The 15,190-nt window shown below is 74.3% G+C and carries 13 protein-coding genes; all 13 read left to right on the plus strand.

From position 1 onward, the window contains the following. The coding region (locus V6U81_RS14960) for a phosphatase PAP2 family protein (RefSeq protein ID WP_334489601.1) at positions 1-720 on the plus strand (720 nt) is incomplete at its 5' end. Positions 721-778: 58 nt separating this feature from the next. Continuing rightward, entirely contained in the window at positions 779-1,726 is a 948-nt protein-coding gene (locus V6U81_RS14965) for a glycosyltransferase (RefSeq protein WP_334489603.1), read from the plus strand. Between the two features lie 221 nt (positions 1,727-1,947). After that, the gene (locus V6U81_RS14970) at positions 1,948-3,867 is read left to right on the plus strand and encodes a delta-60 repeat domain-containing protein (protein ID WP_334489605.1); all 1,920 of its coding nucleotides are present in this window, start codon (positions 1,948-1,950) and stop codon (positions 3,865-3,867) included. A gap of 191 nt (positions 3,868-4,058) precedes the next feature. Beyond that, complete coding sequence (locus tag V6U81_RS14975; RefSeq protein WP_334489607.1) at positions 4,059-5,717, plus strand: Wzz/FepE/Etk N-terminal domain-containing protein; 1,659 nt, start codon at positions 4,059-4,061, stop codon at positions 5,715-5,717. Continuing rightward, positions 5,710-6,666, plus strand: coding sequence for a glycosyltransferase family 2 protein (locus V6U81_RS14980; protein WP_334489609.1), 957 nt, complete (start codon positions 5,710-5,712; stop codon positions 6,664-6,666). The genes V6U81_RS14975 and V6U81_RS14980 overlap by 8 nt, the downstream gene beginning before the upstream one ends. 115 nt (positions 6,667-6,781) lie before the next feature. Next, on the plus strand, positions 6,782-8,212 hold the full coding sequence (locus V6U81_RS14985; RefSeq protein WP_334489611.1) for an O-antigen ligase family protein: 1,431 nt from the start codon (positions 6,782-6,784) through the stop codon (positions 8,210-8,212). Next, positions 8,209-9,819, plus strand: coding sequence for a lipopolysaccharide biosynthesis protein (locus tag V6U81_RS14990; RefSeq protein WP_334489613.1), 1,611 nt, complete (start codon positions 8,209-8,211; stop codon positions 9,817-9,819). The genes V6U81_RS14985 and V6U81_RS14990 overlap by 4 nt, the downstream gene beginning before the upstream one ends. Before the next feature lie 19 nt (positions 9,820-9,838). Beyond that, positions 9,839-10,723: a sulfotransferase domain-containing protein gene (locus V6U81_RS14995; RefSeq protein ID WP_334489821.1), complete on the plus strand. Its 885-nt coding sequence runs from the start codon at positions 9,839-9,841 to the stop codon at positions 10,721-10,723. A gap of 68 nt (positions 10,724-10,791) precedes the next feature. Then, on the plus strand, positions 10,792-11,442 hold the full coding sequence (locus V6U81_RS15000) for a methyltransferase domain-containing protein (RefSeq protein WP_334489823.1): 651 nt from the start codon (positions 10,792-10,794) through the stop codon (positions 11,440-11,442). A 93-nt stretch (positions 11,443-11,535) separates the two neighbouring features. Beyond that, positions 11,536-12,714 carry a chorismate synthase gene (aroC, locus tag V6U81_RS15005; RefSeq protein WP_334489615.1) on the plus strand — a complete coding sequence of 393 codons (1,179 nt, stop codon included), beginning with the start codon at positions 11,536-11,538 and terminating at the stop codon, positions 12,712-12,714. Beyond that, entirely contained in the window at positions 12,711-13,217 is a 507-nt protein-coding gene (locus tag V6U81_RS15010; protein WP_334489618.1) for a shikimate kinase, read from the plus strand. The genes aroC and V6U81_RS15010 overlap by 4 nt, the downstream gene beginning before the upstream one ends. Before the next feature lie 104 nt (positions 13,218-13,321). Further along, the gene (gene aroB, locus V6U81_RS15015) at positions 13,322-14,398 is read left to right on the plus strand and encodes a 3-dehydroquinate synthase (protein WP_334489620.1); all 1,077 of its coding nucleotides are present in this window, start codon (positions 13,322-13,324) and stop codon (positions 14,396-14,398) included. Continuing rightward, a complete protein-coding gene (gene aroQ, locus V6U81_RS15020; RefSeq protein ID WP_334489622.1) occupies positions 14,395-14,835 on the plus strand; it encodes a type II 3-dehydroquinate dehydratase in 441 nt (146 codons plus the stop codon). Before aroB ends, aroQ begins: the two co-directional genes overlap by 4 nt. Positions 14,836-15,190 lie beyond the last annotated feature (355 nt).

Genomic DNA, 15,190 nt, shown 5'->3' on the forward strand with positions numbered 1-15,190 from the left:
CGGCTCCGCGCCGCCGTCGCCGGGCTCACCGACGCGCTGGGCCGGCCCGGCGCCGCGGCCGTCGCGCTGCTGGCCGGGGCGGCGGCGGTCGTCGCGATCTGCTGGCCGCTCGGCGAGGCGCTGTCCCGCCTCGAACCGCACGTCGACCATCCGGTCTTCGACTACGTGCACGCCCGCCGGGTGACCGGCTGGGCCGAGGTGACCTCGTTCATCACCGCGATGGGGGACCGGTACCCGCTCAAGTGGGTCACCGTGGTCGCCGCGCTCGCCTTCGCCGTCGCCTGGCGCCGCCGGCGCTGGTGGATCCCGCTGCTGGCGATGCCGACGCAGTTCGTCGTCGAGCAGTACACCCAGGAGATCCTGGCCACGGTCGTCGACCGTGGACACCCGCCGACGGACCTCGGCACCTACCCGTCCGGCGGCTGCGCCCGGGTGCTGCTCACCTTCGGCACCATCGCGCTGCTCGCCGGGCTCACCTGGCGCATCCCGCGCGGCGGCCGGATCGCCCTCGCCACGACGGTGGCGCTGCTCGCCACCGTCGAGGGCTACACCCGCATCTACGCCGAGAAGCACTGGCTGACCGACGTGATCGGCGGCTGGATCTTCGGCCCCCTGCTGCTCGCCGTGGTGGCGCTGGCCGTGCTCACCGCCGACGGCCGGCTCGGCCCGTCGGGGCGGACACCCGCGCCGGCCAGGGAGAGCGTCATGACCGGCGGCTGACCCGGCCCTTCCGCGACCTCGCACCGGCCACCCCTCGACACGGAAGACGGGCAACGACGTGACCACCCTTCTCGTCGCCTCCACCGGTGGACACCTCGCCGAGCTGTACGACCTGGCACCCCGGCTGGGCGTGCAGGACGACTGCGTCTGGGCCACCTTCGACTCGCCCCAGAGCCGTTCCCTGCTGGACGGCCACGAGGTCGTCCACGTCCCGCCGGCGACCACCCGGGACGCCGTCGGCGCGCTGCGCGACCTGGTGGCGGCCCGCCGGGTGCTGCGCGGCGGGCGGTTCCGCCAGGTGATCAGCACCGGGGCCAGCGTGGCGATGTCGTTCTTCCTGCCGGCCGCCCGGCACGGGCTGGCCTGCCACTACATCGAGAGCGCCACCCGGACCGAGGGACCGTCGCTGACCGGCCGGCTGGTCGCCCGGGTGCCGAGGACCCGGCTCTACACCCAGTACCCCGGCTGGGCCGGGGGGCGCTGGCGCTACGGCGGCTCCATCTTCGACGGCTACCGGGCCACCCGGGCGACCGGCCCCCGGCCGCTGCGCCGGATCGTGGTGGCGCTCGGCACCCACGAGCGCTTCGGCTTCCCCCGGCTGCTCGACCGCCTGGTCGACGTGCTGCCGCCCGAGGCGGAGGTGCTCTGGCAGGTCGGCTCCACCCGGATCGACCGGATGCCGGCCGGTGCCCGCCGCCAGGTCCCGTACGCGGAGATGCAGCAGGCGATGCGCGAGGCCGACGTGGTCGTCACGCACGCCGGGGTGGGTTCGGCGCTGGCCGCGATGCGGGCCGGTCGGCGGGCGATCTACGTGCCGCGCCGCCGGCGGCACGGCGAGCACGTCGACGACCACCAGGTGGAGATGGCCCGGGAACTGGACCGGCGGGGACTGGTCCTGGCCCGGGAGGCGGACGCCGTCACGGCCGAGGATCTGGCGGAGGCGGCAACGTGGACGGTCGCCGCGACCGGGACGGTCACCCCGTTCCGGTGGATGGATGCGTCGTGACGTCCGGGTGGACGGTACCCCCGGTCGCAGGGTCCACCGGTCGAGGAAATCCTCGTCCGCCGCGAGCCGTCCGGACGCGACCCGTACGGGTCGACCGGACCGAGGCGCCGACCGAGCGGACCGGTCGGTTGATGGTGCGAAATGTCCGTGCACAGCAAGCTACGCGTGATCTCACTTCGTCATTGGGGGCGCCAGTGCTTCTCAGAACGTCGTCTCGTCCGGTGTGGAGGCGGTGGCTCGTCGCGCTGACCGCCCCGGTGCTCGCCGCGGGTCTCCTCGCCGCACCCGCCCGCGCGGAGGGGCTCCAGCCGGTCGCCAGCACCCTGACCTCCGCGAACCCGGCGGACAACATCCCGCACGCGCAGAACGGCGACACCAAGGCGTTCGCCGAGATCGGGAACACCGTCTACGTCGGCGGCACCTTCACCTCGGTGAAGGCCGCCACGGACGCGAGCTGGACGGCTCGCAACTACCTCTTCGCGTACGACAAGACGACCGGCGCGCTGAAGACCGGCTTCACCCCGGCGGTGGACGGCGCGGTGCACGCGCTGGCCGCCAGCCCCGACGGCAAGCTCATCGTCGGCGGCGCCTTCGGGACCGTGAACGGGGTGAGCCGCAAGAACCTCGTCGAGCTCGACCCGGCCACCGGCGCGACGGTCGCCGGCTGGGCCGGCCGCAGCGACGGCGGCCTGGTGCGGCGGACCATCGTGGTCGGCGGCAAGCTCTACATCGCGGGTGCCTTCCACTGGGTCAACGGCACCCAGCACTCGCTGCTGGCCCGGCTCGACGCCACCACCGGCGCGATCGACCCCACCTTCCAGGTCGACGCCAGCGTCGCCCGGGACAGCACCGAGCTGGTCTGGGGCCTGGCCGTGGCGCCCGACGAGAAGACCCTGGTGGCGGTGGGCAACTTCACCCAGGTCAACGGGCAGCCCCGCAACCAGGTGGTGGTCGTCGATCTCGCCGGCACGCCGGCGGTCGCCGACTGGAGCACCCAGCGCTACGTGGCGCCCTGCTACAACTGGACGTTCCCGTTCTACGCCCGCGACGTCGACTTCTCCGACGACGGCAGCTACTTCGTCATCATCGCCGACGGCGGCCGGGGCGACGGGGCGTACTGCGACGCGATCGCCCGGTTCGAGACCTCGACCCGCGGCGCCGCGATCGACGCCACCTGGGTCAACTACACCGGCACCGACTCGGTGACCTCGGTCGAGGTGGCCGACAACGTGGTCTACGTCGGCGGTCACTTCCGCTGGCTCAACAACGCCAACGGCAACGACTCCGCCGGGTCCGGCGCGATCAACCGGTTCGGCCTGGGCGCGCTCGACCCGATCAACGGGATGCCGCTGAACTGGAACCCGACCCGCTCCGGCGCCCCGTCGGGGACCACCGCCTGGGGCGCGATCATGTGGGAGCTGTGGCGCGGCAGCAACGGCCTGCTCGCCGGCTTCGACTCCGACGGCCTGGGCAACGAGTACCACGGCCGGATGGGCCTGTTCCCGCTGGCCGGCGGCCGGACGGCGCCGGCGGTCAACGCCCCGACGGCGGCCTCGGGCTACCTCTACCTGGGCACCGCCAGCGGCCAGGCCACCAAGGTCTCCTTCGACGGCACCTCGGTGGGTGCCCCGGTCGCCTCCAGCCAGCCGAACCTCACCTCGGCCGGGGCGTCCTTCTCGGTCGGCAACAAGCTCTACTGGGCGAAGACCGACGCCACCGCGCCGAACGGCAGCTACCTGGACGTGTCGATCTTCTCGGCCGGCTCGGTGGGCGCGCCGTGGATCAGCAGCGGCTACAACAACTGGTTCAACCCGGCCGCGATGAGCGGGGCGTTCTACCTCGACGGCCGGATGTACTACACCAAGGCCGGCACGAACAAGCTCTTCTACCGTTACCTGGAGCCGGACGGCTACATCGTCGGCTGCACCGAGTTCACGCTGCCCAGCGCGGGTCTCGCCTGGGGCAACGTGCGGGGCATGGCCTGGGTCAACGGCAAGATCGTGTACGGCAACACGGACGGCTCGCTGCGCGCGGTCCCGTTCGACGAGGCGGCCGTCGACGGCACCGCCTCGGTCCAGGTCGCGGCGGCCACCGCCGACGTGAACTGGTCCAGCAAGACGCTCTTCTTCGCCACCTCCTGATCCGGTACGCGTGCGGGCGGTCCGCCGGTGTCCCCGTGACACCGGCGGACCGCCCGCACCACAGGGGGACCGCTCGGCTGTCGACCGCAGGTGAACGGTCGGCGACAATGGGGACGGCCACCGGTCGTCGACGCCGGGCTCGCCCGGCCCGCGCCCAACCGCACACTTCGCACCGCAAGAGGACCTGACTGATGGACCTGACCGACGTCGCTCCAGCCCGGCAACGCCCGGTCGGCCTGGTCGAGCTGGCGCGTATCCCGCTGCGCCGGTGGCGGACGGTGCTCGGCACCGCGGCGCTGGTGCTGGCCGCCGTGGCCGGCTACGTCCTGCTCGTTCCCGCGACGTACACGGCGACGACGGCGGTGGTGGTCCGCGCCGTGGTCACCGACCCGTTCTCGGTGCCCTCCGGCGGCGCCGACCGGGCGGTCAACATGACCGCCGAGAGCGGGATCGCCAAGAGCAACGACGTCATCGACAAGGTCTCCGCCATCACCGGGCGGGACACCAGCGACGTGGCGGACGCGCTCACCGTGGAGACCCCGGTGGGCGGGCAGGTGATGCGGTTCAGCTACGCCGGCCACTCCGAGCGGGAGGCGGTGGACGGGGCGAACGGCGCCGCTGACGGATACCTCGAGCTGCGCCGCGGCATCTACGAGAACCAGCGGGCCGAGGTGCTCAAGTCGTACGACGACACCATCGCCCTGGTCACCAGCCAGCGCAGTACCGCGCAGAAGGCGCTGCCCAGCACCCAGAACAGCACCAACCCGCCGCCGCGGGTCAGTGCCCTGCTGGACCAGCTGCGCTCGCTCAACGACCAGCTCGCCACCCTCGCCGAGCAGCGTTCCAAGATCGCCTCGGCCGATCTGAGCCCCGGTTCGGTCACCAGCGCCGCCCGCGCGCCGGTGCCCTCCAGCCGGGACGCCGCGCCGCTGATCCTGGTCGCGGGGCTGCTCGGCGGCCTGCTGGTCGGCGCGCTGGTGGCCTTCGTCCGGGAATCCCTGGACCGCCGGGTGCGGACCGCCGCCGAGGCCGCCGTGACGGTCGGCGCGCCGCTGCTCGGCACCGTCCGGCGGGACCGGAGCGGCCGGCCGGACGAGGCCGACCTGCGCTACCTGGCCCTGGCCCTGGGCCGCTGGGTGGACGGGCCGCAGCGCACCCCGCTGGTGCTGCTCTCCTCCGGCGCCGACGAGGCACGCGAGCAGATCAGCGCCGGGCTGGCCGCCGCGCTGGCGCAGAACGGGCAGGACGTGCGGCTCGGCACCACTGCGGAGCTCCGGGAGCGGGTGCGGGCGATGTTGCAGGAGGCTCAGCGGCGGCACCCCGCGGTCGAGCCGGCCCGCTCCCAGCTGTCCCGGCCGCGGGTGACGACTCCGGTCGCGAACCCCGCCCCGGCGCCGGCCCCGGCTCCCGCACCGGCGGGCGCCGCCGGACCTGATGACACCATGGTTATCCCCGCGGTCCGCAAGCCGCGGCCGTTCCCCGCCCCGGACGCGAAGAACGGCGCGGTGTACCGCTCGACCACCACCGCGGACAAGACCGAGGTGATCCCGACGACCTCCCGGCCGACCGGCGAGGGATCGTTGGGCGATGGGCAGGAGGTGCGGATCGGCACCGGCTCGGTGCGCCTGGTCGAGCTGGACGTCCCGGCGGCCGACGGGCTGACCGTCCTCGACGCGCCGCCCGCCCTGCACGACGAACGCGGGGTGCGGGCCGCCCGCGAGGGCCGGGCGATGCTGGTGACCGCCCTGGACAAGACCCGGACGGCGCAGCTGGGCCAGCTGGTGGAGCGGCTGCGCGCGGTCGGGGTGGAACCGATCGGCCTGGTGGTGACGGGAGTTCGCCGTGACTGACCGCGACCCGAACCGGGCCGACGACGCGACGGCGGCCGACCGGTACCCGCCGGTGACCGTGGTGGTGGCCACCCGGGACCGCCCGGGTCTGCTGGAGCGGGCCGTGCGCGCGGTGCTGGACCAGGACTACCCCGGCCCGGTCGAGTGCGTGGTGGTCTACGACCACACCGACATCCGCGACCTCGACCTCGACGTGCCGGCCAGCCGGACGCTGCGCTACGTCAACAACACCCACTCGCGGGGGCTGCCCGGCGGCCGCAACACCGGCGCCGACGAGGCGACCAGCGCGCTGCTCGCGTTCTGCGACGACGACGACTTCTGGTTGCCGGCCAAGCTGCGCCGCCAGGTGGAGCTGCTGGCCGAGCGGCCCGACGCCGCGGCCGCGAGCTGCGGCATCCGGCTGGAGGGGCCGGGCATCGCCAAGGAGCGGCGCCTGGACCGGGCCGAGGTGACGCTGCCCGACTTCGTCGAGGACCGGGTGATGGAGGTGCACTCCAGCACCCTGCTGGTCCGGCGCTCCACCTGGGACGCGATCGGCCCGGTCGACGAGGAGCTGCCCGGCGGCTACGGCGAGGACTACGAGTGGCTGCTGCGGATCGCCGCCCACGGCCCGGTGGTGATCGTGCCGGAGGTCCTGGTGGTGGTGGACTGGCACGGCGGTTCCTTCTTCTTCGGCCGCTGGGCGACGATCGTCGAGGCCACCCGCTACCTGCTCGACAAGCACCCCGAGCTGGCCGGCAGCCGGACCGGCCTGGCCCGGCTGCACGGGCAGATCGCCTTCGCGCTCGCCTCCGGCCGGCGCCGCCGGGAGGCCGTCCGGGAACTGGGCCGGGTGATTCGGCTCAACCCGTACGAGAAGCGGGTGCTGGTCACCGTGCCCGTGGTCCTCGGGCTACTCTCCGGTGAACGTGTGCTGCGGCTGGCCCAGCGGACGGGGCGGGGTGTCTGACGGACGGCCCGGCACCGCCACGCGGACGGGGTCGGGAAGCAGCACCGCGCGGCCGGGGAACGCGGCACGGCCACCTTCGGGGTCGCCGCCGCTGCCCGTCTGGCCGCTGACGGCGATGTTCGGCCTGGTGCCGCTCTGGTGGGCGCTCGGCGCGTTCTATCTCGGCTGGTCGGTGTTCGGCCTGGTCCTGCTCGCCCTGCTGGTCGCCCGCGGCCGGGTGCCGCTGCCCGCCGGCACCGCGTGCTGGCTGGTCTTCCTCGTCCTGGTGCTGCTCAGCGGCACCCGGCTGGACCGGCCGACCGCCTACCTCACCTTCGGTCTGCGCCTCGGCTTCCTGGCCACCGCACTGATCGTCTGCGTCTACGTGTACACCCTGGTCCGGGAGGGTGTTGCCTGGGAGCGGGTGCTGCGCCCGCTGGTCTGGTACTGGCTGAGCATCGTGGCGCTGGGCTGGCTGGCGGTGCTGATGCCGACGTTCGCGCTGACCACCCCGGTGGAGATGGCGCTGCCCGGGGGGATCTCCGGCGAGCGGTTCATCCAGGCGCTGACCCACGTGCGGGCCAACGAGTTCAACCCGCAGTCGCGTACGCCGATCTACCGCACCGCCGCGCCGTACCCGTACACCAACAACTGGGGGACCGCGTACGCCCTGCTGGTGCCGTGCGTGCTGGCGTACCTCACCTCGGTGCGGACCGGGCGGTTCCGGATGGTGCTGTGGGCGTCGCTGCCGCTGTCGGTGGTGCCGGCGTTCATGACGCTCAACCGGGGCATGTTCCTCGGCCTCGGCGCGGGCCTGCTCTACCTGGGGCTGCGGGCGCTCGTCCGGGGCAACGCCCGGCTGATCGTGTCGATCGCCGGGCTGGTCGTGCTGGTCTGGATCGTCAGCCTGGTCGTGCCGGTGCAGGAGATGATCGACGCGCGGGTCAGCAGCACCGACACCAACGTCGACCGGATGGACCTGTACGTGCGGACCTGGCAGGCGGTGGAGCACTCGCCGCTGCTCGGGTACGGCGCGCCGAAGAGCGTGGACACCACCCTCGCCGAGGAGCCGCTGGGCACTCAGGGCCTGATCTGGCAGATCCTCTACAGCCACGGCATCCCGGCGCTGCTGGTCTTCCTCACCTGGCTGGTGCTGGTCGCCCGGCGGCTGGCCGCGGCGGTCTCGCCGGCCGGGTACTGGCTGAGCACCATCCCGGTCATCGCGCTGGTGGTGATCCCGGTCTACGCGTACATCGACCCCAACCTGTCGGTGATCTTCTTCGCGGTGGGGGCGGGACTGGCCGCGGTGAGCGGGCCGGTCAACCGGGTGTCGACGGGTCCGTCCGCCATGTCGCAGCCCGCGCCGCTGGCGCCGTGGCGTACCCGGGGGGTGGGTCGGGCGCCCGTGGCGCCGCTCACCGGGCAGCCGGCCGCGGTCGGGACCGGGGTGGCCGCGGTGCCGCTGCGCACCGCGCCCCAGGCCGGTCCGCCCGCGCCGCAGCAGCGCTCGACCGGGGCGGCGTCGCCGCGGCTGACGGACTCGCCGGGCCGGGGAGGGACGGCATGACCGGTCCCTCGGTGCCGCGCCCGCGTGCCGGCGCCCCGGGCCCGCACGCCGCGCCCGGCGCCATCCTCACCGACCCCGCCCCACCGGACACCCCGACCGCGCCCGCCGCCACCGGCGACCAGGAGGTACGCCGCAGCACCCGCAACGGGCTGGTCGGGCTGGCCGGCGCGGCGATCAACGGGGTGCTGGGCTTCCTGCTGACCGTGGTGATCGTCCGGGGGCTCGGCCCGGCCGGCTCCGGCGCGATGTTCACCGCGATCGGCGTGGTCGCCATCGTCGGCGTGCTCTGCTGCGCCGGCGCGGACACCGCCCTGGTCTGGGCGCTGCCGCGGCGGCGGGCCGGGCGGGACGGCGACGCCGCCCGCCTGCTGCCGGTCGCCCTGCTGCCGGCGCTGCTGCTGACCGTCGCGGTGGCGGCCACCGGGGTCGCCCTCGCCCGGTCGCTCGCGCCGGTGCTGTTCGACCGGGACACCGGCGCCGGCGTCGACCTGCTCCGGCTGGCGTTCGCCGGCCTGCCGTTCGTGGTCGCGATGACCGTGCTGCTCGCCGCCGTCCGGGCGGTGCGACCGGTCACCGCCCTGGTCGCCGTGCAGTACGTCTTCGTCCCGGCCGCCCGTCCCGCGCTGGTGTTGGCGGCGCTCGGCGCGGGCGCCGGGGTGACGGCGGCCTTCGCCGGCTGGCTGGCGCCCGTCGTGGCGGCGGTGGCCGTCTGCGCCGTCCTGCTGGTCCGACCGCTCGGCCTCGGTGCCGGCGCGCGGCTGCGCCCGGTCGCCGCGGACTGGCGCACCCTGTGGGGCTTCGCGCTGCCCCGGGCCGCCTCGGCGGCCATCGACGCGAGCAGCATGTGGCTCACCGTGCTGCTCACCGCGGCGCTCGCCGGCCAGGCCGAGGCCGGCATCATCGGCGCGGTCGGCCGGTACGCGCTGGCCGGCCTGCTGGTCATGCAGGGCCTGCGGGTCTCGGTCGCGCCGCAGCTGTCCCGGCTGCTCGGCCAGCACCGCACCGCCGAGGCGGCGCAGGTCTACCGGCGGATCACCGCCGCGATCGTGGCGCTCTCCTGGCCGGGGTACCTGCTCCTGGCGATCTTCGCGCCGGGCTTCCTGAGCCTGTTCGGCCGCGAGTTCACCGGCGGCGCGCTGCCGATGGCGGTGCTCGCCGGGGCCATGATGGTCAACTCCGGGGTCGGCATCGTGCAGACGTTGCTGCTGATGAGCGGCAGCAGCGGGCGGCACCTGTTCGCCGCCGCCACCGGCCTGGTGCTCAACGTCGGGCTGGCCCTGGCGCTGATCCCCCGGCACGGCGCGCTGGGCGCGGCGGTCGCCTGGACGGTCGGCATCGTGGCGGAGAACGTGCTCGCCACCGCGGCGGCCCGCCGGGTCGTCGGCGAGCCGCTGATGACCCGGTCGGTGCTGCTCACGGCGGCCGTGGCCGGTACCGGCACCGCCGTGCTGGCCGGGCTCGGGGCGCTGGTCGCCGGGCGCGGCGTGGCCGGCCTGTTCCTCACGCTCGGCACGGCGGTGCTGCTCGCGGCCGCCGCGCTGGCGCACCCGGCGGTGCGGCGGCGGGCCCGGGCGGCGGCCGGGACCCTGGGCCGGCGAGCGAGTTGACGAGGAGGACGAGATGACCATGCGGGATCGGGTCAAGGCGCTGGTGCCCGCACCGGTGCAGACCCGGCTACGGACTTCGCTGGTCCGGTACGGCGAACGCACCAGCGACCAGCGTCCGCTGCCGGACTTCCTCATCATCGGCACCAAGCGCGGCGGCACCACCTCGCTCTGGCGCTACCTGCTGGAGCACCCGCTGGTGCCCCGGCTCTTCCCGGCCTGGAACACCAAGACCTCGCACTACTTCGAGGACACCTGGTCCCGCGGCGAGACCTGGTACCGCTCGCACTTCCCGACCGCCCGGCAGCGGCGCGTGCTGGAGCGGCGGCACGGCGGCCCGACGAAGGTGGGCGAGGCCGCCCCGCTGTACATGTTCCATCCACTCGCACCCGCCCGGGTGGCCGGTCTGCTGCCCGGGGTGTGGCTGATCGTGCTGCTGCGCGATCCGGTGGAGCGGGCGTACTCGCACTGGAAGGAGCGGCGGACCGAGGGCGTGGAACCGCTGGGCTTCGCCGAGGCGCTGGCGGCGGAGGAGGAGCGGACGGCGGGGGAGCGGGAGAAGCTGATCGCCGACCCGACGTACGTCAGCAACGCCTTCGACTGGTTCAGCTACCGGGCCCGGGGCCGCTATCTGGAGCACCTGGAGCCGTGGCTGGACCGGTTCGACCGGGACCAGTTGCTGATCCTGCCCAGCGAGACGCTCTACCGGGAGCCCGCCGCCACGTACGCCCGGGTGCTGGAGCACGTGGGCCTGCCGCCGCACCAGTTGGCGAAGTACGAGGTCTTCAACGACCGGCGCAGCAGCGCCATGGACGACGCCGTCCGGGCGGAGCTGACCCGGTACTACGCGCCGTACAACCAGGCCCTCGCCGCGCGGCTGGGCATGACCTTCGACTGGGGGAGCTGACCGTGTCGAGCGGGACCCGAACGAACGACGACAGTGCGCCGACGCGTGGCGGCCGGGGCCGCACGCCCCTGAACTCGCTGCGCTTCCGGCTGGTCGACTCGCCCGACTCGTACGGGGCGAAGCGCCGGGCGAAGCGGGCCGCCTGGCTCTCCGAGACGTTCCCGGACCTCGCCGAGATGTCCGTGCTCGACCTGGGCGGCCGGGTGGGCAGCTGGACGAAGGTGCCGGTACGCCCGAAGCACGTGCACGTGGTGAACCTGGAGCCGCTGCCGACCGAGCTGCCGGACTGGCTGGAGGCCGACCACGCGGACGCCTGCGCCCTGCCGCCGGAGATCCTGTCCCGCCGCTACGACCTGGTCTTCAGCAACAGCGTGATCGAGCACGTCGGGGGCCACGAGCAGCGCCGCCGGATGGCCGAGGCGATCCGTGCCCTCGCCCCGCGGCACTGGGTGCAGACCCCGTACCGGTACTTCCCGGTGGAGCCGCACTGGGTGGCGCCCGGGATGCAGTTCCTGCCGGTGCCGGCCCGGGTGGCGGTGGCCCGCAAGTGGCCGCTGGCCTACACCCCGGGCAAGTCCTGGGAGGCGGCGATGAGGCAGGTGCTCACCACGGAGCTGATCGGCCGGGCCGAGATGCGCTATCTCTTCCCGGACTCCACCATCCGGGCGGAGCGGCTGCTCGGCATGACCAAGTCGATCATCGCGGTCCGGACGGCCTGACCGGCGGCCCGCCCTGCGGACGTCGGTGTCCGGAGGGCGGGACGGGATGACCGGCGTGCGGGATCGGGCACCGGGCGTGACAGACTGACCAATGTGTTGCGCTGGCTGACTGCAGGTGAATCGCACGGTCCCGCTCTCGTCGCGTTGCTGGAGGGCGTACCCGCCGGCATCGAGGTGACCACCACCGAGATCGCCGCCGAGCTGGCCCGCCGCCGCCTCGGCTACGGCCGGGGCGCCCGGATGTCGTTCGAGCAGGACGAGGTCGAGGTGATCGGCGGCCTGCGGCACGGCGTCACGCTGGGCAGCCCGGTCGCCATCCGGGTCGGCAACTCCGAGTGGCCCAAGTGGCAGACCGTGATGGCCGCCGATCCGGTCGACGCCGACGAACTGGCCCGGCAGGCCCGCAACGCCCCGCTGACCCGCCCCCGCCCGGGCCACGCCGACCTCGCCGGCATGCAGAAGTACGGCCACACCGACGCCAGGCCGATCCTGGAGCGGGCCAGCGCGCGGGAGACCGCCGCCCGGGTCGCCGTCGGCACCGTCGCCAAGGCGCTGGTCAGGCAGGCGCTCGGCATCGAGATCGTGTCGCACGTGGTGGAGCTGGGCTCGGTCGCCGCCGATCCCGGCCTGCGCCCGACGCCCGAGGACGCCGAGCGGATCGACGCCGACCCGCTGCGCTGCCTCGACCCGGAGGCCAGCGCCCGGATGGTCGCCGAGGTCGACGCCGCGAAGAAGGCCGCCGACACCCTCGGCGGCGTGGTCGAGGTGCTGGCGTACGGCGTCCCGCCGGGCCTGGGGAGCCACGTGCAGTGGGACCGCAAGCTCGACGCCCGGCTGGCCACCGCCCTGATGTCCATCCAGGCGATCAAGGGCGTGGAGATCGGCGACGGCTGGCAGCAGGCCCGCTCCCGCGGCTCGGAGGCGCACGACGAGATCGTCCCGACCACCGCCGGCGTCCGCCGGGTCACCGACCGGGCCGGCGGCCTGGAGGGCGGCATCACCACCGGTGAGCCGCTGCGGGTGAAGGCCGCGATGAAGCCGATCTCCTCGCTGAACCGGGCGCTGGCGACCGTCGACGTGACCACCGGCGAGCCGGCCACCGCCATCAACCAGCGCTCGGACGTCTGCGCGGTGCCGGCCGCCGCGGTGGTCGCCGAGGCGATGGTCGCGCTGGTGCTCGCCGAGGCGGCCACCGAGAAGTTCGGTGCCGACTCCGTCGCCGAGATCCGCCGCAACCTCGCCGGCTACCTCGACGCCCTGGTCATCCGGTGAGCCGGCCGGCCTGCGTGCTGGTCGGGGCGCCCGGCTCCGGCAAGAGCACCGTCGGCGAGCAGCTCGCCGCCCTGCTCGGGACGGCGTTCCGGGACACCGACACCGACATCGAGGCGATGGCCGGCAAGCCGATCCCGGAGATCTTCATCGACGAGGGGGAGGCGCACTTCCGTACCCTGGAACGGGCCGCGGTGGCGGCGGCGCTGGCCTCGCACACCGGGGTGCTCGCCCTCGGCGGCGGCGCGGTCCTCGCCGAGGAGAACCGTGCCGCGCTGGTCGGGCACACCGTGGTGCACCTGTCGGTGGAGCTGCCCGACGCGGTGAAGCGGGTCGGGCTCGGGGCCGGCCGACCGCTGCTGGCGCTCAACCCGCGGGCCACCCTCAAGCACCTGATGGACCAGCGGCGCCCGCTCTACGCCGAGGTGGCCACGGCCACGGTGGTCACCGACGGGCGTACCCCCGAGGAGATCGCGGCCGAGATCGACGCCCTGCTCAAGGGCTGACCGCCGATCGCGCCGGGTCCGCCGTCGCGACCGGCACGATTCGGGTACGCCATCAGGTGGACAGTGGCCGTCCGGCGGTGCCAACTGGTTTAGGCTGCCCTGCGATGGACGAGGTGACCCGGATCCCGGTCGGCGGCGAACGGCCGTACGACGTGCTGGTCGGACGAGACCTGCTGGACCCCCCGCCGCGGCTGCTGCCCGGTGCCGAGCGGGTGGCGCTGCTCTACGCGCCGCCGCTCAGGGGGCTGGCCGACGCGCTCGGCGAGCGGCTCCGCGCGCTGGGTGTCGCGCCGCTGCCGATCGAGGTGCCCGACGCCGAGGCGGGCAAACGGATCGAGGTCGCGGCCGACTGCTGGGATCGGCTCGGCGCGGCCGGCTTCACCCGTACCGACGCGGTGGTCGGGATGGGCGGCGGCGCGGTGACCGACCTGGCCGGCTTCGTGGCGGCCTGCTGGCTGCGCGGGGTGCGCTGGGTGCCGGTGGCGACCTCGCTGCTCGGCATGGTCGACGCCGCCGTCGGCGGCAAGACCGGCGTCAACACCGCCGCCGGGAAGAACCTGGTCGGCGCGTTCCACCCGCCGGCCGGGGTGCTGTGCGACCTGACCACCCTGGACAGCCTGCCCCGGGCCGACCTGGCGGCCGGGATGGCCGAGGTGGTCAAGTGCGGCTTCATCGCCGACCCGGTGATCCTCGATCTGATCGAACGGGATCCGGCCGCGGCCACCGATCCGACCGGCCCGGTGTGCCGGGAGCTGATCGAGCGGGCGATCCGGGTCAAGGCCGAGGTGGTCTCCGGTGACCTGCGCGAGTCCGGGGTGCGCGAGGTGCTCAACTATGGGCACACCCTGGCGCACGCGATCGAGAAGGTGGAGGGCTACCGCTGGCGGCACGGCCACGCCGTCGCGGTCGGCACCGTCTTCGCCGGGCAGCTGGCCCGGCTGGCCGGGCGGCTCGACGCGGCCACCGCCGAGCGGCACCGCACCGCGATGGCCGCGCTCGGCCTGCCCACCAGCTACCCGGCGGACGCCTGGCCCGAGCTGCTCGCCGCGATGCGGGTGGACAAGAAGGCCCGGGGCAGCCGGCTGCGGTTCGTGGTGCTGGACGCGCTCGCCCGCCCGGCGATCCTGGAGGGCCCGGACGACGAGCTGCTGCACGCCGCCTACCGGGAGGTGGCCTCGTGAGGGTGTACGTCCTGAACGGGCCGAACCTGGGGCGGCTGGGCACCCGGCAGGTCGACGTGTACGGCGTGACCAGCTACGCCGACCTGGCGACGCTCTGCGTCGACACCGGCAGCGAGCTGGGGCTGGAGGTGACCGTCCGGCAGACCGACGCCGAGCACGAGCTGATCGGCTGGCTGCACGAGGCGGCCGACGAGGGCGCGGCGGTGGTGCTCAACCCGGCGGCCTGGTCGCACTACTCGATCGCCGTCCGGGACGCCTGCGCCATGCTGCGCGGCCCGCTGATCGAGGTGCACATCTCCAACATTCACGCCCGGGAGGAGTTCCGGCACCACTCGGTGGTCTCGGCGGTGGCGACCGGGGTGATCTGCGGCCTCGGCGTGGACGGCTACCGGCTGGCGCTGCGCCACCTGGCCGACCGCCTCGGCGCGACGGCCTGACCGCACGCCGCTCGTCGGCCCGTCGGAGTGGCGCTTCCGCAGCGCGGTCACTCCCGGTTCCTGGCGGGGCGGACGTCACCGTCGGTCAGCAGCCGTCCGGCGCCCGTCCATCCCTCGGAGCGCTTTGCTCTGCTTCAACACCGGCAACATGCGGTCTGGGCTGCGAAAATCGCTCACCGTGTGTCCGGTGTCACGCCGGATCGCAGCCACGCACGGTTGCTGTTGCCTCCGCGGCAGCAGAGCAAAGGGTGCGAGAGAGGGGTTGGGGGGCTGGGGGCAGGTCACCGTGGGTGACAATGACCTTGGTGTGGGCGGGGTGGCCGCGGGGCGGGGACAGCGGCGCAATCGCGGTTTG

Source organism: Micromonospora lacuserhaii, assembly GCF_036902735.1.
In the GTDB taxonomy this organism is placed as follows: Bacteria; Actinomycetota; Actinomycetes; order Mycobacteriales; family Micromonosporaceae; genus Micromonospora.